The organism is Halalkalibacillus sediminis, from assembly GCF_002844535.1.
GTDB lineage: Bacteria > Bacillota > Bacilli > Bacillales > Alkalibacillaceae > Halalkalibacillus_A > Halalkalibacillus_A sediminis.
The window spans coordinates 1,043,402-1,062,697 of sequence record NZ_PJNH01000001.1; the positions used below are offsets into that span (position 1 = coordinate 1,043,402).

General features: G+C 37.4%; 23 protein-coding genes and 2 tRNA genes. 6 read left to right on the plus strand and 19 right to left on the minus strand.

What is annotated here, in order from left to right:
• Positions 1 to 86 precede the first annotated feature (86 nt).
• The 5 genes from CEY16_RS05555 to CEY16_RS05575 are packed head-to-tail and all read right to left on the minus strand — an operon-like array spanning position 87 to position 1,615.
• A complete protein-coding gene (locus CEY16_RS05555; protein WP_101330951.1) occupies positions 87 to 359 on the minus strand; it encodes a hypothetical protein in 273 nt (90 codons plus the stop codon).
• Positions 360 to 575: a hypothetical protein gene (locus CEY16_RS05560; RefSeq protein WP_101330952.1), complete on the minus strand. Its 216-nt coding sequence runs from the start codon at positions 573 to 575 to the stop codon at positions 360 to 362.
• Positions 576 to 591: 16 nt separating this feature from the next.
• On the minus strand, positions 592 to 1,110 hold the full coding sequence (locus CEY16_RS05565) for a helix-turn-helix domain-containing protein (RefSeq protein ID WP_101330953.1): 519 nt from the start codon (positions 1,108 to 1,110) through the stop codon (positions 592 to 594).
• Positions 1,111 to 1,152: 42 nt separating this feature from the next.
• Positions 1,153 to 1,344 carry a helix-turn-helix domain-containing protein gene (locus tag CEY16_RS05570; RefSeq protein ID WP_101330954.1) on the minus strand — a complete coding sequence of 64 codons (192 nt, stop codon included), beginning with the start codon at positions 1,342 to 1,344 and terminating at the stop codon, positions 1,153 to 1,155.
• 13 nt (positions 1,345 to 1,357) lie between these two features.
• The gene (locus CEY16_RS05575; RefSeq protein WP_101330955.1) at positions 1,358 to 1,615 is read right to left on the minus strand and encodes a helix-turn-helix domain-containing protein; all 258 of its coding nucleotides are present in this window, start codon (positions 1,613 to 1,615) and stop codon (positions 1,358 to 1,360) included.
• A 153-nt stretch (positions 1,616 to 1,768) separates the two neighbouring features.
• On the opposite strand from CEY16_RS05575, the gene CEY16_RS05580 reads away from it, so the two are divergent.
• The 6 genes from CEY16_RS05580 to CEY16_RS05610 all read left to right on the plus strand — a co-directional run bounded on the left by CEY16_RS05580 (position 1,769) and on the right by CEY16_RS05610 (position 7,738).
• Positions 1,769 to 2,167, plus strand: coding sequence for a helix-turn-helix domain-containing protein (locus tag CEY16_RS05580; protein WP_101330956.1), 399 nt, complete (start codon positions 1,769 to 1,771; stop codon positions 2,165 to 2,167).
• Positions 2,168 to 2,240: 73 nt separating this feature from the next.
• The gene (locus CEY16_RS15315) at positions 2,241 to 2,894 is read left to right on the plus strand and encodes an SHOCT domain-containing protein (protein ID WP_202908599.1); all 654 of its coding nucleotides are present in this window, start codon (positions 2,241 to 2,243) and stop codon (positions 2,892 to 2,894) included.
• Between the two features lie 18 nt (positions 2,895 to 2,912).
• Positions 2,913 to 4,163: a thermonuclease family protein gene (locus CEY16_RS05590; protein WP_101330957.1), complete on the plus strand. Its 1,251-nt coding sequence runs from the start codon at positions 2,913 to 2,915 to the stop codon at positions 4,161 to 4,163.
• Between the two features lie 170 nt (positions 4,164 to 4,333).
• On the plus strand, positions 4,334 to 5,356 hold the full coding sequence (locus CEY16_RS05595) for a hypothetical protein (protein ID WP_101330958.1): 1,023 nt from the start codon (positions 4,334 to 4,336) through the stop codon (positions 5,354 to 5,356).
• 689 nt (positions 5,357 to 6,045) lie between these two features.
• The gene (locus CEY16_RS05605) at positions 6,046 to 6,546 is read left to right on the plus strand and encodes an ImmA/IrrE family metallo-endopeptidase (protein ID WP_101330960.1); all 501 of its coding nucleotides are present in this window, start codon (positions 6,046 to 6,048) and stop codon (positions 6,544 to 6,546) included.
• Positions 6,547 to 6,562: 16 nt separating this feature from the next.
• Positions 6,563 to 7,738: a tyrosine-type recombinase/integrase gene (locus CEY16_RS05610; protein ID WP_101330961.1), complete on the plus strand. Its 1,176-nt coding sequence runs from the start codon at positions 6,563 to 6,565 to the stop codon at positions 7,736 to 7,738.
• A 120-nt stretch (positions 7,739 to 7,858) separates the two neighbouring features.
• On the opposite strand, the gene CEY16_RS05615 is transcribed toward CEY16_RS05610, so the two are convergent.
• The 14 genes from CEY16_RS05615 to CEY16_RS05680 all read right to left on the minus strand — a co-directional run bounded on the left by CEY16_RS05615 (position 7,859) and on the right by CEY16_RS05680 (position 19,269).
• A tRNA-Arg gene (locus CEY16_RS05615) sits at positions 7,859 to 7,932 on the minus strand.
• A gap of 14 nt (positions 7,933 to 7,946) precedes the next feature.
• A tRNA-Gly gene (locus tag CEY16_RS05620) sits at positions 7,947 to 8,020 on the minus strand.
• Between the two features lie 276 nt (positions 8,021 to 8,296).
• Positions 8,297 to 8,887, minus strand: a complete 591-nt coding sequence (locus CEY16_RS05625; protein ID WP_101330962.1) for an XTP/dITP diphosphatase — start codon at positions 8,885 to 8,887, stop codon at positions 8,297 to 8,299.
• Between the two features lie 12 nt (positions 8,888 to 8,899).
• On the minus strand, positions 8,900 to 9,640 hold the full coding sequence (gene rph / locus CEY16_RS05630) for a ribonuclease PH (protein ID WP_101330963.1): 741 nt from the start codon (positions 9,638 to 9,640) through the stop codon (positions 8,900 to 8,902).
• 320 nt (positions 9,641 to 9,960) lie between these two features.
• Positions 9,961 to 10,767 (minus strand): glutamate racemase, encoded by an 807-nt coding sequence (gene racE, locus CEY16_RS05635; RefSeq protein ID WP_101330964.1) that lies wholly within the window; start codon positions 10,765 to 10,767, stop codon positions 9,961 to 9,963.
• A 14-nt stretch (positions 10,768 to 10,781) separates the two neighbouring features.
• Positions 10,782 to 11,228 (minus strand): MarR family winged helix-turn-helix transcriptional regulator, encoded by a 447-nt coding sequence (locus CEY16_RS05640; RefSeq protein ID WP_101331158.1) that lies wholly within the window; start codon positions 11,226 to 11,228, stop codon positions 10,782 to 10,784.
• A 195-nt stretch (positions 11,229 to 11,423) separates the two neighbouring features.
• Positions 11,424 to 11,648, minus strand: a complete 225-nt coding sequence (locus tag CEY16_RS05645; RefSeq protein ID WP_101330965.1) for a helix-turn-helix domain-containing protein — start codon at positions 11,646 to 11,648, stop codon at positions 11,424 to 11,426.
• Between the two features lie 118 nt (positions 11,649 to 11,766).
• On the minus strand, positions 11,767 to 12,213 hold the full coding sequence (locus tag CEY16_RS05650) for an acyl-CoA thioesterase (protein ID WP_238378761.1): 447 nt from the start codon (positions 12,211 to 12,213) through the stop codon (positions 11,767 to 11,769).
• Between the two features lie 90 nt (positions 12,214 to 12,303).
• Positions 12,304 to 13,065 (minus strand): succinate dehydrogenase iron-sulfur subunit, encoded by a 762-nt coding sequence (gene sdhB, locus CEY16_RS05655; protein WP_101330967.1) that lies wholly within the window; start codon positions 13,063 to 13,065, stop codon positions 12,304 to 12,306.
• A gap of 16 nt (positions 13,066 to 13,081) precedes the next feature.
• Positions 13,082 to 14,836, minus strand: a complete 1,755-nt coding sequence (sdhA, locus tag CEY16_RS05660; RefSeq protein ID WP_101330968.1) for a succinate dehydrogenase flavoprotein subunit — start codon at positions 14,834 to 14,836, stop codon at positions 13,082 to 13,084.
• A gap of 47 nt (positions 14,837 to 14,883) precedes the next feature.
• Complete coding sequence (locus CEY16_RS05665; RefSeq protein WP_101330969.1) at positions 14,884 to 15,498, minus strand: succinate dehydrogenase cytochrome b558 subunit; 615 nt, start codon at positions 15,496 to 15,498, stop codon at positions 14,884 to 14,886.
• A 234-nt stretch (positions 15,499 to 15,732) separates the two neighbouring features.
• A complete protein-coding gene (gene uvrC / locus CEY16_RS05670) occupies positions 15,733 to 17,553 on the minus strand; it encodes an excinuclease ABC subunit UvrC (protein WP_101330970.1) in 1,821 nt (606 codons plus the stop codon).
• Between the two features lie 137 nt (positions 17,554 to 17,690).
• The gene (gene trxA / locus CEY16_RS05675; protein ID WP_101330971.1) at positions 17,691 to 18,005 is read right to left on the minus strand and encodes a thioredoxin; all 315 of its coding nucleotides are present in this window, start codon (positions 18,003 to 18,005) and stop codon (positions 17,691 to 17,693) included.
• Between the two features lie 292 nt (positions 18,006 to 18,297).
• Positions 18,298 to 19,269 (minus strand): electron transfer flavoprotein subunit alpha/FixB family protein, encoded by a 972-nt coding sequence (locus tag CEY16_RS05680; protein ID WP_101330972.1) that lies wholly within the window; start codon positions 19,267 to 19,269, stop codon positions 18,298 to 18,300.
• Positions 19,270 to 19,296: the final 27 nt, after the last annotated feature.

Sequence of the window (19,296 nt, forward strand, 5' to 3'; positions counted from 1 at the left end):
CCTCCTCTTGTTTTTACCGATAAACCATGGTTAAATAGAAGTATCAAAATAATTTCTTTTCGTTCCACTCATTTGCCGATGAGTGGTTATTTTTTTGTGATAAAAACCATGTGATGAAATGGAACTTCACTCATCATCGCTTTTCTAGTCATCTCGTATATTCGATCTTCCTCTGTCTTTTCTTCTCTCATTTTCTTTAATGCTTCTAATGATCGGTTCAAATCCTTCTGACGTTCTAATGCTGTCTCATAATCCCCTTGGTCAATCAACCGATCAATTCTAATAACTAACAACCTTGAACACTGAACTTCCATTTTCGCTTGTGGTAAGTCGCATATTCTAAAGTGACTGAAATTCATTTATGCTACCTCCAGAATCGACATTTCTAATTGAATGGCTTGGTGCAATTTCGATAGTTCTCGATTACTAGGATCCTTTAAATCAAATGCCTCTCGCATGTCCGAACAAATTAAATCCATAGCCCTCATAGGTTGATTGCTTTTAAGGGCTCTCTTAAATCGATCTACATACACTTCCAATGCTTTATTTAACGTTACAAACTCCCCGTGAGTCATTTTTCATTTTCCTCCTCTAGCTGAGTACGTATTTTCTAGCAACTAACTTATTGGTATGGCGATTCCAAACCTCAGTGACTGGTAGGTTATACTCGTCACAAACAACCGCGACAAAATTATGAACTGCTGTTACGACGTCAATACATTCTTGCAATGCTTTATCGATGTTTTGAATTTCGTGTGGTTCAACAAACTTGGGAGCCCTTGTTACATCCGTTTTACTTAGCTGATCTAATGCTTCCTGCAGCTCTTCTTTCGTTTTTAGATAAGTAGTTGTCCGATTTAAATCAACTGCTAACCCATCTAGTTTCATTGCGCCGAATGCTTTCGCATATTCTCCCGCTCGTTCGAGCGCTACAAATGGATCCTCAATTCTTTCTGTAACTTCTGGGCCTATTTTTCTTTCTCCTCGCTCCATCTTGGTGATTAATTCTCTGGATGAAAAAAGGTCGAAAGATAATTGTTGCTGTGTTTTTCCTTTTTTGAGTCGGTAAGCTCTTAATGCTTTTCCGGCTCTGCTTGTACCTTCTTTCATAATGTTCTCCTCTCTACGTACCGTAATAGTAAATATTGAGTGCTAGAATGAACTTACCGATTGATTTTGTTGTTGCTGATCTTTAATCCATTCATCGATCGTCGATTGTGAAAAGAAAATACGAGTTCGAATTTTATAATGTGGTATCTCTTTACGTCGCACCATGCGATAGATGGTATCTAGATGAACCCCAAGATATTCAGCTGTCTGTTTTGCTGTCATTTGACCTTGCATGTTCTCACCTCCTTCAGATAATTTCTAAAATTGAAGACACCTCCTGTTCTTCCTGTCCCTTGGACGAAACGTCCAGATTTTGGTCAAAAAAAAGTTCGTCTACTGTATGATCCAAGGCATCAGCAATCTTTTTAGCTAAATCAATGCTTGGAGTTCTTTTTCCTTGTTCTATTTTGTAATAGTAAGATGCTGATATACCAATATTTGCCGCAAGTTTGTCCACTTCCTTATACCCTTGCTTCATTCGAATGTTTCGTAGGTTCATTCGCATTTTTACACCTCCAATTTCTTGGACATTTTGTCCTGTTAATGTCTACTATAATGGACATTTCGTCCAAAGTCAACACTTAATTACCCGTTTTGTCCAAAAATATTTTATTAGTTGGACAAATAGTATAATATAAGTCTATATGGAGGCTTGAACATGAATAAATTTAGCAATAGATTAAGAAAGCTGAGAGAGAGAGAAAAATTTTCTAGAGAGCAATTAGCTAATAAATTAGGTGTTTCCTATTCAACTATCGCTAAATACGAAAGTGGAGCTAGAGAACCTGATTTCAATACCCTCGAGAAACTTGCTATTTTATTTGATGTATCCATAGATTATCTTCTCGGGAAAGTTGATAAAGAAAAAGAGTCAGACTTCGAGGCCATGGCCGAACACAACCGCCTTCTCGAAAAGTACGGCATTGAAGACTCAGGTTTCTTCGACATAGAGAAATGGAAACAGATGGGTCCAGAGGAATTAAGGCAGCTTGAAGAATACTTTCAGTTCATAACAGAAAAAGCTAAAAAGAGAAATCAAGATACAGATAGCGAATAAATACACATCATGATTGAGGCACACTAGGAATAGTGTGTCTTTATTTGTAACTACTTTTACCAGGAGGTTGAAAATGTCCAGATTAAATAAGATGTTCAGTAAGGCCAAAGAAGGATGGCAAAAGGCCAAAGAAGAAACTGATAAGAAAGAACAGCAAAGAAAAGAGAGAAAGTCTATTAAAAACAAAGAGAAAAATGCTTCATACCTAATATGGTTTGGTGGCAAACCGAGCTTCTCTGAAAAGCTCACATATAGTACTCACAAAGCTTCATTTAAATATGGAGAGCAATATGTACTTAATGATGAGAACCCATTGTATGTTGTAGATTGTAAATACAAAAACAAGAAATCAACTGGTATTCTAATTGCACTTGAAGATCATCTATATTTTATTCATGGGGCTGGAGAGGCCCAAAATGTAGAATGTTTTACATATGACAAAGTTTCAAATTTCAAATTTCAAACTAAGAAAAATTCAAAAATCGAAGTTGTTATTAAATACAAGGGGCGAAATCATACTTTCGAAAATTTAATGGCTGGAAAAGAAACAGACAAAATGATAAACATCCTCAGGTCTAAATTAGGAAATACGGTTCCAAGTAACCCCCAAACCACTTCTCAAAGCAATGATAAATATAACCAACTAGAAAAATTGGGTGATTTAAAAGAAAAAGGAATACTTTCTGAAGAAGAATTTAATAAGGAAAAAGAAAAATTGTTGAAATAACAGACAGGAGGAAAACAGATGGATATTATTGCATTTATATTTTTTGTTTTATTCATTGGATCTTTGTTCGCATTATTTAGAGGCCACCTAAATCTATTTAAGGTCATACCTATTCCAAATCGGAAAATCGCATCAATTCTAACAATCGTATTCTTCGTAGCATTTTTCATAGCGGTACCTGCCCCTACTGAAGACCCAAATGCTCAAGCAAATAATGAATCGGACCCCGAGACCAATTTAGAGAATGAAACAAGTGATATTGAGGAAGATGAATCGAAAGACAATACAGAAGAACAATCAGAGGAACAGGAATCTCAAGACGATAACAATTCTGCTAAGCAATCTGAAGATAGTAATCGTAATTCAAGTGATGATGATAAAGAAAAAGAAGATAAACAAGATGATGAAAATAATTCTAGTGATAGTAATGAGCCATCTAACAACTCTAGTAACGATAAAGAAAAAGAGGATTCTTCCAAAGAAGATTCGTCTAAGTCAGAGGACTCTTCATCCTCAAACGATAATAAAGCTAACTCTTCAACAAAAGAGAAAAATAAATCTAAAGATGATGGAAACAATTCCAACTTAGATACTGCTACTGTTACTCGAATTGTGGATGGTGACACCATTGAAATTAACCTTAATGGCACTGTTGAGAGCGTAAGACTTCTGCTAGTAGATACACCTGAAACGAAGCATCCTTCTAAGCCAGTTCAGCCATTCGGTCCAGAAGCAAGTAAATTTGCAACAAATGTATTATCTGGTAAAGAAGTTAAAGTCGAATATGATGGACCTAAACGAGATCACTATGGGAGATTACTAGCTTACCTGTGGGTAGATGGAAAAAACTTTAATAAAATGCTTCTTGAAGAAGGATTTGCACGTTTAGCTTACGTTTATGACCCACCTTATACTCATATGGATTCATTTACAAAAGCACAAACAAGAGCAATGAATGCTGGTAAAAACATTTGGAGTATTAAGGGGTATGTTCAATCAGACGGTTTCAATTACGAAGAGTCAACTACGAAAAACAATAAAGAGGATAAACAAGAAACAAAAGAAAAAGAAAAAAGTGATACATCTGATACTGCTTCTTCTGGTTATGATGGTCCTTATGATCCAAATGGTCCAGATCGTAATTGTGGAGACTTTGATACACATGCAGAAGCCCAAGCCTTCTACGAAGCAGCTGGTGGGCCTGAGAGCGATCCACACGGGCTAGACGGCAACGATAAGGATGGATTAGCTTGTGAGAGTTTACCTTAGGATATAAAGGCACACTAGGGAATGTGCCTTTTATTTTTACCATTGTGGCAAAATTTGTTGAGTTTTGCTGATTAATCAAACAGTTAATTCGGGGATTCGATGATAAAAAGTTCTCAATATTTATTAATCAAGAACTGAGAGAATAATTTAAAATGTAAAGGGGTATATAATTGACTACTACTTTGAATTTCTATAATTATTATTTTACTTATAATGGTGAGCTTACAAACTACAAAATTAGTGACTTTTTTAAATCTTTTATGAGGATCGATGAAACAAAAAGATTAAGAAATTTACCAAAATATGGTGAATTCACACTCTTTGGTGATTATATACCTACGAAAAGAGCTGACTTAAAAGCTGATGGTTTTGCGCATAAATTCAGTAACTTCGATAGATTAGTTTATTTAGGTCAATATCGTGATGATAAACCATATACTGGAACTAAAGGCAAAGATATTGCGAATGAAATAAAACAAGATGTATTGGAAATTACTCATTGTGCATTCTTTCCAAATTCTCAATTGTTAGTATTACCATACAAACATTTTGGAGCAAAAGCAGTTCATTTAGAGAGATATATAAATAGATTTTTACCCTACAATGAGGAAAATGGAGGGTGGCAGTTTTTTTTATACCAAATTGAAGACGGAAAAGGTCTGAGTACTATATTAAGATCAAATGAAATACGGTCAATTGATCTCAAAATAGATGTAACTGGTGATTCGAAGATTGAAGATTATCTTCCCAAGGACAAATTGTTTAAGGAATTCTTCACTAATTTTTTCAATACCCAAAAAAAAGTTGGATCAAATGTTGGAAGTGTTAATTTTAGTACAGGAAGGAAGACTTCTCAACCAATGGACACTAAAAAAATAATATATTTTTTAAGCGAGTCAAAATTAAGTGGTACTATGTTCGAAAGCGCAAAAGTAAGGTATGTAGATCCGGATACTAAAGAATTGGTTACGACAGATCTAAAACACGAGGGTCAGCTAAGAACTGAGTTAGAACTTAAAGATGGGGAAAACGGAAAAGAATTCATAGCTAAAAAGATATTAGAAAAATATATAGAAAGTGATAAAATGGGAAGTAATAAATACAAAGAACACAAAGATATAAAAAGGGATTATAATAAAGATGAAATTACAACTCACATCACAAAAAATTTTTTAGATAAAAAGAAGGGATAAAATGACCTTTTTTGAAGACTGGTTTCCTAGTACAACTGTTGTACTGTATTACATTTTCACTATATTTTTATCTATAGGTGTATTCCTTACTAACTTAATATCCATAGAATTTTGGAGAACTTTTATCATTCAAATTAACAATTTTTTTATAGACAATAGTAGTATCTTGTTAACGATAAGCTCTATATTAATTGGTATTTTCTTCACAGTATTTTCAATTCTAGGGAGCCTCAACGTAAACAGCACTTTTGCTATGATTAGTAGAGAAAATTTTATTAAGCTTATAAGGTTCATTTTATACTCATTCTCCTCTTCAATCTTGTTCCTTTTTATTATAATGCTTGCTCTTAATTTACCGATTAATATACAGATGTATTTAAATACTTTTATTTTACTTCCGTTGCTGATATATATTTTCTGTTCTTCTTTTAGACTAGGTTTTTATTTATTCCTTTTATACAGAAGAGAAATCGGCAATCTGCATAAAAAATTAGAGGACGAAAAGAAGAAAAATAACCATTTTGATGATATACTGCATAGATTAGATAATTATCTTAGTGATTATGAGGAAAATAAAGAGAAAGAATATTTGGATAAAAATAATGAATAACCTCTCCTTTCAACGGAGAGGATTTTTTTGTTGCCAAAACGAACATTTGTTCGTATAATGACACCAATGAGGTGATTCAATGTTCGAACATTACACAACTGCTTTAGAAGATTGGGTATCACATTTCTATAAAAAACAAAAAATGTATTCTGTACAAGATCTAAGTATTCGGAAGATTGCTAGATACTATCACATCTTTGTACATCAAAAACCAGTGCCCGCACGCCATGACATTGTGCATAGATACCGAGGAATTATTGTAGACAGCAGAGATCCCATTGAGCACCAGCGGGAACAATTTTTCCATGAGCTTTGCCACATCCTTAGACATTGTGGTCATCAATCGATGATGCCTGAGGCATTTCGTGAGCTTCAAGAATGGGACGCACGACATTTCACCCTCTATGCAGCTCTCCCCTATCATATGCTGCGATTCTATGATTTCAGTGACGATTTAATTATAGGTACAATCGCTGAAGACTTTAAAGTAACGAAAGAGCTTGTCTCAGAACGCCTGAATAGAATCTATCGCAATCAGAAGTGTACCAACACAACTGCTGATGGCACGCTATGGTATTAGTGAGGAGGTGTGAAGAATGGGAAGTGTTGAAAAAAGAGGGAAAAATAAATTTAGACTGTCTATTGTAACCGGCTATAATGAACGCGGCAATCCAGTCAGGATCAGAAAAACGATAACGGCAAAAAACAAAACTGAAGCTAGAAAAATACTATCACAGCTGGAGTCAGATTATCTGACTGATCAATTAATTGAAACCACAGATATGCGCTTAACAGACTTTTACCCCCTATGGCTTGAAAAACACGCACAAGAAGCTTATTCACCTGGTACGAGAGGTGACTATATCAATATCATTAATAAGCGTATCTTACCTAAATATGGCCACATCAAACTAAAAGACTTTAAAACCATTCACATCGTAGACTTTGTAGACGATCTAAAGAAGCCAGGAAGGCGTTTAAATGACGAAGAAGGGTATTTATCCGCATCTACCATAAGAAACTGTTATAAGGCATTTAACAGTCTTCTTAAACATGCGCATAAATGGGGATTAATAAAAGCAAATCCTGCAGAAGGGGTTGCCCTTCCCTCAGCTAAGCAGAAACATGACGTAGATTATTCTTCTGAGATTATATGGAAGATGATTGAACGCATCAGTCACGAAGACATTGAAAAGCAATTGATTTTCTGGACAGCCTTTATTACAGGTTGTAGACAAGGAGAATTAGCAGCAATCGAAGATCGGCATGTTGTTTTAAAGGATGGAAAGTACGCCATATATATCGAGCAATCTTTAACGGAGGAAAAAGGTAAAGGATTAGTTCTTAAAAGCATCAAAAATAATGTAGCTGGATACGTAGCCATTCCGGAGCCGTTAGCCGACATGTTGAACAAACAAATTCTTAAGAAACGTAGAGACAAACTCTTATTGCAAAATCAGTGGGCCTACCCAGGTAAAGTATTTATTTTCTCCAATGAAGTTGGCAAACCCTATCGACCCGATTCCATCAGTCAATGGTGGATTCGATTTAGAAAAAGAAACGATTTAGGAAATGTCCGCTTTCATGACTTACGGCATTTGTCAGTAACCTATCTCATTCATAAAGGTTTACCGATTAAAACCATTAGCGATCGTGCGAGACATACAAATATCGGAACCACGATGAATTTATATGGCCATAACATTGTAGAAATTGATCAAGTAGCTGCAGACCATTTTGGAGAGTTTTTCACCACGAAAGAAGTAAAATAAAAATCCTGCCCCAATTCTGCCCCAAAATCGCATTTACTTTAGTCGGATAAAGTGAAAGAATAACAAAAAGAAAACGCTCAATTCCTTTTATATCAAGGAGTTGAGCGTTTCTTTATTTAGCGTCCCAGGAGCGATTCGAACGCCCGACCGACAGCTTAGAAGGCTGTTGCTCTATCCTGCTGAGCTACTGGGACATTTTTGCATAAAATGGAGCGGGTGAAGGGAATCGAACCCTCATCATCAGCTTGGAAGGCTGAGGTTTTACCACTAAACTACACCCGCACATTGAAATATTATATTAATTAACTTGCTTCCTATCGTTTCGGACAAGATTCATTATATAAAACTGTCCGTGCTACTGTCAACACTTCATGTAATATTTTTATAAAGTTTTCCTAGATCAATTGTGCTTTATAAATAATTAACGTGCTTTCATCCAATTGATGTATAAATAACTCTATTTGTTTAACTCTTAATGAAGGAATTAATCAATTAAGTTACTCTTCACTGAATCATAAAATCAAAAAGGAAAGATGCGCCTTCGCGCATCTTTTCACCTTATAGTAATGGTTTGATTTGATCAATCATGGAATCAATAGCACGTTTACGGTGACTGATCTTATTCTTTTCATCTGGACCTATCTGGGCCATTGTTTCATTATAGCCTGCTGGGACAAAAATCGGATCGTATCCGAATCCACCCTCGCCTTGAGGTTTTTCACTTATGTGGCCATCACATGTGCCATCAGAGATAACCGTTTCCATGCTTGGTCTGGCGAAAGCCATTACACACTTGAATGAAGCACCACGATCTTCCTTACCTTCTAATTTCTCTAAAACTTTATTCAAGTTCTCCTGATCATTTTTCTCTTCACCAGCGTAACGAGCTGAATAGACACCAGGTTCTCCGCCTAAAGCATGGACTTCTAAGCCAGAATCATCAGCTAAAACCGGTATTTTATAAATTTCAGCAATCGTCTCTGCTTTTAATCGTGCATTTTCTTCGAAAGTTACTCCTGTTTCTTCAACATCTTCAACGTCGTCGAACTTATCAAATACACTGACAACATCCATTTTAATTTTAGAAAAAATCTCACGTAATTCTCTCAATTTACCTTGATTAGTAGTTGCTACATAAATGGTTTTCATCGATATCACCTCTTAGGATTGAATTTGTTCTGCAATATCGCCTAAACTTTCTTTTTGAATGGAAAATAACTCTTGGATGCCTTTTGTGGCGAGTTCGATCATCTCACTCAATTGAGCTGGTGAAAATGTCGCTTCCTCACCTGTACCTTGTAACTCAACGAATTCTTGTTCATCTGTCATTACAATATTCATATCCACAGCAGCTGTCGAGTCTTCTTCGTAACAAAGATCCAAAATGGATTCTCCTTGTTCGGTAACTCCAACTGATGTTGCTGCCAGATAGTGTTTGATCGGCATTTCTTCAATCAATTCGTCTTGAAGTAATTTCCCACATGCAAGAGCAACTGCAATAAATGCACCTGTAATCGAAGCCGTACGCGTTCCGCCATCTGCTTGTATGACATCACAATCTACCCAAATTGTCCGTTCGCCAATTTTATTCAAATCAATAACTGAGCGAAGTGAACGGCCAATCAACCTTTGGATTTCCATTGTACGACCCGATACTTTACCTTTTGAGGATTCACGGATGTTCCGCTGATCAGTCGCCCTTGGCAACATTGCATATTCTGCTGTAATCCACCCTTTTCCTTCTCCTCGCATGAAAGGTGGTACTTTTTTCTCCACGCTTGCGTTACAAATCACTTTGGTATCACCAACAGTGATTAAAACAGAGCCCTCTGGGTGTTTAGTGAATTCAGTTACTACCTGAATATCTCTTAATTGATCGTTTAAACGACCATCTACTCTCATTTGATAACCTCCAATAAGAACTATTAAACATAATTACATATCATTTTTGACAACGATTAGTATAACATAATGAGAAAAACTTGGCTTACCGCCAAGTCCTAATGGCGAAAGCCTTTGTTTTTCACATACTTTGATCCTTTAACAAAGGTAAACATTTTTAAAGTAGAACAAGTGAGACACTTATACTTATATCCTCGTGAATACTCAATTCAGTCACACAAGCTTCTTGCAAACATCCTAGCTTACCATCTGTAACATCTTAATATTTACCCACATAAAAAAACTTATACCAATCATCTAAAGAAGGTATAAGTTCAATATTAAGTCAACGTAATATGAGCCATCTGAGCACTTTTGAATTGAAAAAGTTCTTCTTTTATTTGATGGAACGTATGCAAACTTCCTGTGGTCAATATAATTGGATCTTGACGATCAATGTTATCGTCTGTTGCTTGCATACTGTGATAAGTCAAAACAGAACTTACTTCAAATCCAGTTTCTAGCGCTGACGACAAAACGGTAATCTGGCCCCCTACAACTTCCTCGATGATCGATTGGATAATTGGATAATGAGTACAACCTAATATCAAAGTATCAATCGTTGGAAATTCCTTCAGTTCTATTAAGCTATCTTCAACGATATGGTATGCATCGTATCTGTCGAACGTACCACCCTCTATTAATGGTACAAACTTTGGACATGCTACACCATATGTCTCTAGGTCTGGCTTGATAGATAATAATTCTTTTTCATAAGCTTGGCTATCGATCGTATTTTGGGTACCGATAATCGCTACATGATTAGTTTGAGTAGCCTTGATTGCAGCCCTAGCACCAGGTGCAATGACCCCAATTACCGGTATAGGTAGCGTTTGTTTCAATTGCTCAAGAACAATTGCGGTGGCTGTATTGCATGCAATCACTAACATTTTAATATCGAACTTTAGTAAGTAATGGACAATATCCCAAGTAAACTGTTCCACTTCTTCTTTTTCTTTCGATCCATATGGGCAACGTAATGTATCTCCCAGATAAACAAAGCGTTCTTTCGGTAGCTGACGCTTTAGCTCATGGAGTACGGTTAGTCCACCTACACCTGAATCGATTACTCCGATTGGCTGATTCAAGATGACTATCCCCTTTATTGCTGTTCTTCTTCGTGTGTTTTCATCTCTTCGAATAGCTGGGTTAAAGAACTTCTTAAGTCATTGACTTCATCTGTAGAAAATTCTTGTAGTATTTCTTTTAAGTACAATTGACGCTTTTCAATAACTTCAGCAATAATCTCTTTCCCTTTTTCTAATAGATGTATTCGTACAACACGACGATCTTTTGGATCACGAACACGTTCTATCAGTTCATTCTTCTCCATTCGATCGACTAAGTCGGTTGTCGTACTGAATGCTAAATACATCTTTTTAGACAACTCGCCAATTGTGAGGTCGCCTGAATCTGAAAGCCACTGTAAAGCCACGAATTGTGGGGGTGTAATCGGGTAATGATCAAGGATTTCACGTCCTCGTTGTTTCACGATGTGATTTATGTAACGAATATTCTTTTCGAGTTCTGCTATCACTTGCAAATCCATAGTTGAGTGCACAAAACTTCCTCCTTAGAAACGCTTCATAACTTCTATTCTCGTGGTTTTTTAAGAAAAATTCAAGTATATCGACTAAAAATGCAGAAAATCATCGTTTTTTCGCTTTAAATAATCATGAAATTTGGGCGATTGGGCTTTCAGGCAAGCATTAATAGCTTGCCGAAAATCCCCGCATCCAATTCATTACAATTGAATTTCGCCCAGCCGAATGAGTTCGACTACGGCTTGCGATCGCCCCTTGACTTGCAGTTTCTGAATTGTATTGGATATATGATTTCGAACGGTTTTTTCGGAGATGTATAGCGCATCTGCGATTTCCTTCGTCGTTTTATCCTGCACCAACAATTCAAAAACTTCTCTTTCCCTTTTTGTTAGGATGTTGCTCGGTCGATATTTGTCGTTACTCAAGCTGTAACCCCTCCTCTGTCTAGAAGTGAGCTACTTGACCATTTGAGGAAAAGTGTGTTCATGATAATTTATGAAATAATCGGCTTTACCGTTCGAGATAAATGACCTGTATTTTAGATTATTCATTTACTCCGAGTTTTTTCCTTTGTACATCATCGAAAGGAGTAGGTGTCCCAGTCTGGGAATCAATTTGAACGACTCGCCCACGCCCAACAATACACAACTCCTCTTTTTGGTTCAAAGCCATGTAATGAATGTCTAAGGAGCTTTTCCCTACATTATCGGTTTTTACATACATCTTTAATTGGTCTCCAAAATACATTTGTTTTAAATAGTTACATTGTAAATCTGCAACGACGGGGACCTTTTTTGTTTCTTGGGACATCGGGCCGAATAAGTCGACTTCATTCATGTAAGCAATCCTTGCCTCTTCAAAATAAATGAATGGCGAAACATTATTAACATGCCCAAACATGTCCGTTTCAGAAAAACGTACATTAACTGGAATATAAAAAGAAAACTCTTGTTGCCATGTTTGAAAGTCTTCTATGTAAGCGATATTCATTAGTATCATCTCTCTTTCTATAAATCTTTGGAATTAAAAATAGGGCTGACATCGAAGTCAGCCCTATTCGTGTTGTTGATCCAATTAGTTTTAGTAGTCACTGCCAAAGAAACTCTTGAATGAGTGTGCAGTAGCATCTCTGTTAAGAGCAGCAATTGAAGTTGTCAAAGGAATCCCTTTTGGACAAACTTGCACACAGTTTTGAGAGTTCCCACAGTCTTGAAGACCACCCTCACCAGTTACTGCATCTAAGCGTTCGCCCTTATGCATTGCACCAGTTGGATGAGAATTGTGTAGACGGACTTGTGATAGTGCAGCTGGACCAATAAAGTCCGAATTGCTGTTCACGTTCGGGCAAGCTTCTAGACAAACCCCACAAGTCATACATTTAGAAAGCTCATATGCCCATTGTCTTTTACTTTCAGCCATACGAGGACCTTCACCTAAATCGTACGTTCCGTCAATCGGTACCCATGCTTTCACTTTCTTAAGTGAATCGAACATGCGGCTACGATCAACTGCCAAGTCACGCATTACCGGGAATGTCGTCATTGGAGATAAGCGAATCGGTTGCTCTAACTGATCAACTAGCGCTGTACAAGACTGCCTTGCAGCACCGTTGATATACATAGAACACGCTCCACAAACTTCCTCTAAACAACCCATTTCCCAAAATACAGGTGTAGTTTCTTCACCTTTAGCGTTAACAGGGTTTCTGCGGATTTCCATCAATGCAGAAATCACGTTCATATTCGTACGATAAGGTACTTCAAATTCTTCTTCGTATGAAGCAGATTCTGGGTCATCTTGGCGTTGAATGATAAATTTGACTGTCTTTTGTTCTTCCGCCATGAATCTCTACCCCCTTTTATTTTGATTTCGAATAGTCACGTTTACGCGGTTCAATCAATGATGTATCGATTTCTTCATAAGTGATGTCTGGACCATTTTTCTCAGGATTAAATGTCGCGATTGTCGTTTTCAACCAATCTGCATCATTACGATCAGGGAATTCTGGTTTGAAGTGAGCTCCACGGCTTTCATTACGATTGTAAGCACCTTTAGTGATTACACGTGCAAGTTGAAGCATGTTGTTCAACTGACGAATGAACATTGCCGTTTGGTTGGCCCAGCGAGAGGTATCATGAATATTGATATCTTTCGCTCGTTCCATCAATTCCACTATTTTTTCATCTGTTTTAAGTAACTTTTCATTATCACGAACAACCGTTACGTTATCTGTCATCCACTCACCAAGTTCGCGGTGGATTTGATAAGCGTTTTCTTTACCAGTCGTCATATTCATGATTTGATCGAATTTATCTTGTTCAGTTTTAAGTTGTGCATCGAAAAATTCTTCATTCTGATCTTCAGCTAGATCTTCTAACCCATCAATGTACTTGATTGCGTTTGGTCCAGCGACCATACCACCATAAATACATGATAGAAGTGAGTTAGCGCCCAAGCGGTTTGCACCGTGGATCGTGAAATCACACTCACCAGCAGCGAAGATACCTGGGATGTTTGTCATCTGATCATTATCAACCCACATACCACCCATAGAGTAGTGTACTGCAGGGAAAATCTTCATTGGTACTTTACGAGGATCTTCACCAACGAATTTTTCGTAAATCTCAATGATTCCACCAAGCTTAACATCTAACTCTTTTGAGTCTTTATGAGATAGATCAAGATAAACCATGTTTTCACCGTTAATACCAAGTTTTTGGTTTACACAAACGTCGAAGATCTCACGAGTTGCAATATCACGAGGTACAAGGTTACCGTAAGCAGGATATTTTTCCTCTAGGAAGTACCAAGGTTTACCGTCTTTGTATGTCCAAACTCGTCCACCTTCACCACGAGCAGATTCACTCATGAGACGAAGTTTGTCATCCCCAGGAATAGCTGTAGGGTGGATTTGGATGAACTCACCGTTCGCATATTTGACACCTTGCTGATAAAGTATTGAAGCTGCAGAACCAGTGTTGATAACTGAGTTCGTTGATTTACCGAAAATGATTCCAGGTCCACCTGTAGCCATGATCGTTGCATCTGCTTTAAATACTTTCATTTCATGAGATTGGATATCTTGAGCAATTACTCCGCGAGAACGTCCGCTCTCATCAAGAACTGCTGATACGAATTCCCAACCTTCATATTTTGTCACAAGTCCATTTGCCTCATGGCGTCGAACTTGTTCGTCTAATGCATATAGTAACTGTTGACCAGTTGTCGCTCCAGCAAAAGCTGTGCGGTGGTGTTGAGTACCACCAAAACGACGGAAATCCAACAGACCTTCAGGTGTACGGTTGAACATAACACCCATACGATCAAGCATGTGGATGATGCTAGGTGCAGCGTCACACATTGCTTTTACTGGTGGCTGATTCGCTAAGAAATCCCCACCGTAAACGGTATCATCAAAGTGTAACCAAGGGGAGTCCCCTTCACCTTTAGTATTAACCGCACCGTTGATTCCGCCTTGTGCACATACTGAGTGGGAGCGTTTAACAGGTACAACTGAAAGTAAATCTACGTGGACGCCTGCTTCGGCCGCTTTAATTGTTGCCATCAAACCAGCCAAACCACCGCCGACTATAACGATATTTTTTTCACTCATAGAAATCTTTCACTCCCTTATAATTACGAAATTATGTTTACTTCATTTTATGAAACAAATGCTAGTATGGATGCAATACCCATGTAAGTGAAAATGACGAACACACCTAAAGATACATAAGTCATAACACGTTGAGATTTTGGTGTTACAGTAATTCCCCATGTAACCGCAAAAGACCATAGCCCGTTTGCGAAGTGGAAGACTGTAGAAATTACACCGATGATGTAGAACCAGAACATGAATGGTGATGACAAAATAGTAGCCATCATATCGAAGTTCACAGGTGTTCCGAAAATCGCGTTAGCTAGACGCGTTTCCCATACGTGCCATACGATGAATATCAATGTGATGATACCAGTGATTCGTTGGAACATGAACATCCAGTTACGGAAAAAGCCGAAACGCTTAGCATTCGGTTGTGCCGTAAAAGCGATGTACACCCCGTAAATCGCATGGAAAATAATCGGTAAAGCAATAATGAAAATTTCTAAACCGACACGTAATGGTAAGCTCTCCATGAAGTGTGCAGCAGCATTGAACGTTTCACGACCATATGTAGCGAAGTGGTTGACGACCAAGTGCTGAATCAAGAAGATACCAATAGGAATGACACCTAATAGTGAATGTAATCTACGATTAAAGAACTCACGGTTTTCCGACATGTGTTACCCCCCTCATTTTGCTGTGAAAAAATCAATTTTTCTAATGATTATCACGAATGGATCCATATATATGGATGCTAATATGTAAAAAAATAATGGCAACCACCGCTTATTTCGGCTTCCAACCACACTTTTTTACATTTAAAAAAAGTATAGAAGACATGTATTATTGTACTTCTATCGAGTGATAGCGTCAAGAAAACATGTCATGATAATGACATGTTTCAACATTTATCATGACCCATTTTCAGCACTGGTATCCTCAGCATCCGAATGTTCTTCCTCTTGTGCAAAATATAGTTGAATATTTTCTGCTACATTTTCCGGAATACCCAGGCTTTTTATATCTTCTAAGTCCGCATCTTTTATACGATCAATCGATCCATAATGTTGAATTAATAGTTGCTTCCGTTTACCACCAATTCCTTCAATTTCATCTAGACTGGATTTGAAAGCGTTCTTCCCGCGCAATTGACGATGGAAGGTAATGGCGAACCTATGAACTTCATCTTGAATCCTCTGTATCAGATAAAATGGTTGATCATTTCTCTTCAAATTCACAGGCTGAGGAGGATCGCCGTATAATAATTCGCTCGTTTTATGCTTATCATTCTTTGCTAGACCACAAATCGGGATATCTAGACCTAGTTCATTTTCAAGGACATCTCTTGCAGCAGACATTTGCCCTTTTGCCCCATCGACCATTAATAAATCTGGTAGCGGAAGCCCTTCTTTTAATACGCGTTTATAGCGTCTTCGGACAACTTCACGCATCGTCTCATAGTCATCGGGTGACTCCACAGTTTTAATTTTATATTTGCGGTAGTCATTCTTCTTCGGCTTGCCATCGATGAAAACGACTAACGCTGATACAGGATCTGACCCTTGGATGTTCGAGTTATCAATCGCTTCGATTCGGTGAGGGGTTTCTACATTCAACGTCTCTCCTAATTCTTCAACAGCTTTAATGGTTCTCGCCTCATCTTGCTCAATTAACGAGAATTTCTCTGTCAGAGCGATACTTGCGTTTTCTAAAGCTAGATCAGCTAACTTTTTCTTTTGGCCCCTGTAAGGAGATTTCACTTTCACTTCTAGATAATCTTCGAGTAACTGAGTATCTGTGCCAACAGGAACTAATACTTCTCTTGGCTTGATATGGTTAGAGTGTGAATAAAACCTTGCTACATAACTGACAAACGCGTCCTGTGCGTCATCATAAAATGGAAACAGAGCGACATCTCTCTCGATCAACTTTCCATTTCTGATGAAAAATACTTGGACACACATCCACCCTTTATCAAAAGAAAAACCGAAAACGTCACGGTCAATAAGATCAGGAAGTTCCATCGTTTGTTTTTCCATGACAGACTCGATATGTTCAATTAAATCTCTGTATTCTTTTGCTTTTTCAAAGTCTAGATTCTCGGAAAATTTGTGCATCTTCTCTTTTATTTCTTCTTTAATCTTTTTATGTCCACCACTTAAGAACGAAGTGATTTTTTGCACAATCTCTTGATTGGTCTGTTTCTCTACAGGAAATTCACATGGACCTAAACACTGACCAATATGGTAATATAAACAAACACGCTTAGGCATGACGTTACACTTACGTAATGGATATAGGCGATCAAGCAATTTTTTCGTTTCGCGAGCTGCGTACACATTAGTATAAGGTCCAAAATACTTTCCGCGATCCTTCTTAACTTTACGAGTGACAATTAATCGTGGATGCTCTTCACTTGTAATTTTTAAGAAAGGATAACTCTTGTCGTCCTTAAGCATGACATTATATTTCGGGTCATATTTTTTCACTAAGTTAAGCTCTAGAATAAGTGCTTCCATCTCAGAAGCTGTAACGATATATTCAAAGTCTGCAATCTCATTCACCAGTCTCTGGGTCTTCAGATCATTTGCACCGGTAAAATAAGAACGCACCCGATTTTTCAAAATCTTAGACTTACCTACATAGATGACTTCGTCTTTTTTATTTTTCATTAAGTAACAACCAGGTTTAGCTGGAAGAATTGCTAATTTCTCTTGAATGCTTGTAGCCATCGTAGACACCTCTGAACGCTTTTGTATTTATTGTAGCATGATTAAATGTATGTAGAAAAAGATAAACAGAAAATACGTTCGGGTATTTAACAAAAATAAAGAGCTGAACCTTCATGAGGCCAGCTCTCTATCCAGTTTTACGCGTTCTTTTCAACAAGTTGTTGTAAAGCTTCTTTTGGTTGGAAACCGTGAGCTTGATCCACTTGTTCGCCATCTTTGAATAAGATTAGCGTTGGAATGCTCATTACACCGAACTTTTGTGCAGTTTCTTGGTTTTCGTCAACATCAAGCTTAACAATTTTCACTTGATCACTTTTTTCTGCATCTAGTTCTTCTAGTACAGGAGCAATCATTTTACATGGACCACACCAAGGTGCCCAGAAATCTACTAATACTAAACCATCAGAAACTTCTTCATTAAAGTTTTGGTCTGTTGCACTTACAATTGCCATAATTAAATTCCTCCTACTCAATCAATTTCAAAATCAGTATAGCATGTTAAAGATTATTCTTACCAATAGTTTGTTTGTGATTCCCATAAAAAAGTTATACATTTAAAAAACCTTTTATTATTACCCTGTTTATAGAGAAAACTTAACAGTGCTTCATGAGAAAAACTTGGCTTTTCGCCAAGTCTTAATGGCGAAAGCCTTTGTTTTTCACATACTTTAATCCTTTAACAAAGTTAAACATTCTTAAAAGTACAAAAAAATACGGAGAGCTTAGCCTCCGCATTTTTGGTTATTATCCTTTTAGAGCTTTGATTTCTTCAGTCAGTTTTGGAACAACATCAAATAAATCCCCGACAATTCCGTAGTCAGCTACGTTAAAGATATTTGCTTCCGGATCTTTATTGATCGCTACGATCACTTTTGAGTTAGACATACCAGCTAAGTGTTGGATTGCACCTGAAATACCACAAGCGATATATAGATCAGGAGTTACAACCTTACCAGTTTGTCCAATTTGAAGTGAGTAATCACAATAACCAGCGTCACATGCACCACGCGATGCACCTACAGCTGCGTCTAATTCGTCAGCTAATGAGTAAAGAGGTTCGAAACCTTCTTCACTTTTCACACCACGTCCACCTGCAACAATGATGTTCGCCTCAGATAGATCGACCCCATCTGATGCTTTACGGATAACTTCTTTGACGATGGTACGAAGATCTTTGATCTCAACGTCCACTGAGGTCACGTCACCTGAGCGACTATCATCTTTTTCTAGTGGAGCGATGTTATTAGGACGGATCGTAAAGAATGTTTTTCCATCTTTGATAACTTTCTTTTCAAAGGCTTTACCAGAATAGATTGGACGTACAAATTGAACTTCGTCACCTGTTCCTTCGATTTGAGTTACATCTGAAATAAGACCACTGCTTAATTTACTTGCTACACGTGGAGATAAATCTTTACCTGCAGATGTATGCCCCATAACGATAGCATCTGGATCTTCTTGTTCAATTACAGCCATAGCAGCCTGAGTGTATGCGTCAGCTGTGAATTCTCTTAATTTATCATCAGAAACAGTAACTGCACGATCTGCTCCGAATTTAATCATTTCATTACCTAATTCTTCTAAATCAATTCCACCGAAAACAACTGCTACTACTTCTCCGCTTTCATCGATATGACGAGCGGCAGCAACTGTTTCGAACGAAACGTTACGTAGTTCTCCTTCACGTACTTCTGCAAATGCTAAAATTTTACTCATTGTTTCAATCTCCTTTCTTCACCTGGT

Excerpts from the sequence above, each read along its gene's own strand:
- CEY16_RS05605 (WP_101330960.1), top strand. The coding sequence starts at position 6,046 with ATGTTCGAACATTACACAACTGCTTTAGAAGATTGGGTATCACATTTC.
- uvrC (WP_101330970.1), bottom strand. The coding sequence starts at position 17,553 with ATGGCTACAAGCATTCAAGAGAAATTAGCAATTCTTCCAGCTAAACCT.
- CEY16_RS05680 (WP_101330972.1), bottom strand. The coding sequence starts at position 19,269 with ATGAGTAAAATTTTAGCATTTGCAGAAGTACGTGAAGGAGAACTACGT.
- sdhB (WP_101330967.1), bottom strand. The coding sequence starts at position 13,065 with ATGGCGGAAGAACAAAAGACAGTCAAATTTATCATTCAACGCCAAGAT.
- CEY16_RS05570 (WP_101330954.1), bottom strand. The coding sequence starts at position 1,344 with ATGCAAGGTCAAATGACAGCAAAACAGACAGCTGAATATCTTGGGGTT.
- CEY16_RS05560 (WP_101330952.1), bottom strand. The coding sequence starts at position 575 with ATGACTCACGGGGAGTTTGTAACGTTAAATAAAGCATTGGAAGTGTAT.
- CEY16_RS05625 (WP_101330962.1), bottom strand. The coding sequence starts at position 8,887 with ATGAAAACCATTTATGTAGCAACTACTAATCAAGGTAAATTGAGAGAA.
- CEY16_RS05610 (WP_101330961.1), top strand. The coding sequence starts at position 6,563 with ATGGGAAGTGTTGAAAAAAGAGGGAAAAATAAATTTAGACTGTCTATT.
- rph (WP_101330963.1), bottom strand. The coding sequence starts at position 9,640 with ATGAGAGTAGATGGTCGTTTAAACGATCAATTAAGAGATATTCAGGTA.
- CEY16_RS05575 (WP_101330955.1), bottom strand. The coding sequence starts at position 1,615 with ATGCGAATGAACCTACGAAACATTCGAATGAAGCAAGGGTATAAGGAA.
- CEY16_RS05590 (WP_101330957.1), top strand. The coding sequence starts at position 2,913 with ATGGATATTATTGCATTTATATTTTTTGTTTTATTCATTGGATCTTTG.
- CEY16_RS05650 (WP_238378761.1), bottom strand. The coding sequence starts at position 12,213 with ATGAATATCGCTTACATAGAAGACTTTCAAACATGGCAACAAGAGTTT.
- CEY16_RS15315 (WP_202908599.1), top strand. The coding sequence starts at position 2,241 with ATGTCCAGATTAAATAAGATGTTCAGTAAGGCCAAAGAAGGATGGCAA.
- CEY16_RS05580 (WP_101330956.1), top strand. The coding sequence starts at position 1,769 with ATGAATAAATTTAGCAATAGATTAAGAAAGCTGAGAGAGAGAGAAAAA.
- sdhA (WP_101330968.1), bottom strand. The coding sequence starts at position 14,836 with ATGAGTGAAAAAAATATCGTTATAGTCGGCGGTGGTTTGGCTGGTTTG.
- CEY16_RS05555 (WP_101330951.1), bottom strand. The coding sequence starts at position 359 with ATGAATTTCAGTCACTTTAGAATATGCGACTTACCACAAGCGAAAATG.
- CEY16_RS05640 (WP_101331158.1), bottom strand. The coding sequence starts at position 11,228 with ATGGATTTGCAAGTGATAGCAGAACTCGAAAAGAATATTCGTTACATA.
- trxA (WP_101330971.1), bottom strand. The coding sequence starts at position 18,005 with ATGGCAATTGTAAGTGCAACAGACCAAAACTTTAATGAAGAAGTTTCT.
- CEY16_RS05665 (WP_101330969.1), bottom strand. The coding sequence starts at position 15,498 with ATGTCGGAAAACCGTGAGTTCTTTAATCGTAGATTACATTCACTATTA.
- CEY16_RS05565 (WP_101330953.1), bottom strand. The coding sequence starts at position 1,110 with ATGAAAGAAGGTACAAGCAGAGCCGGAAAAGCATTAAGAGCTTACCGA.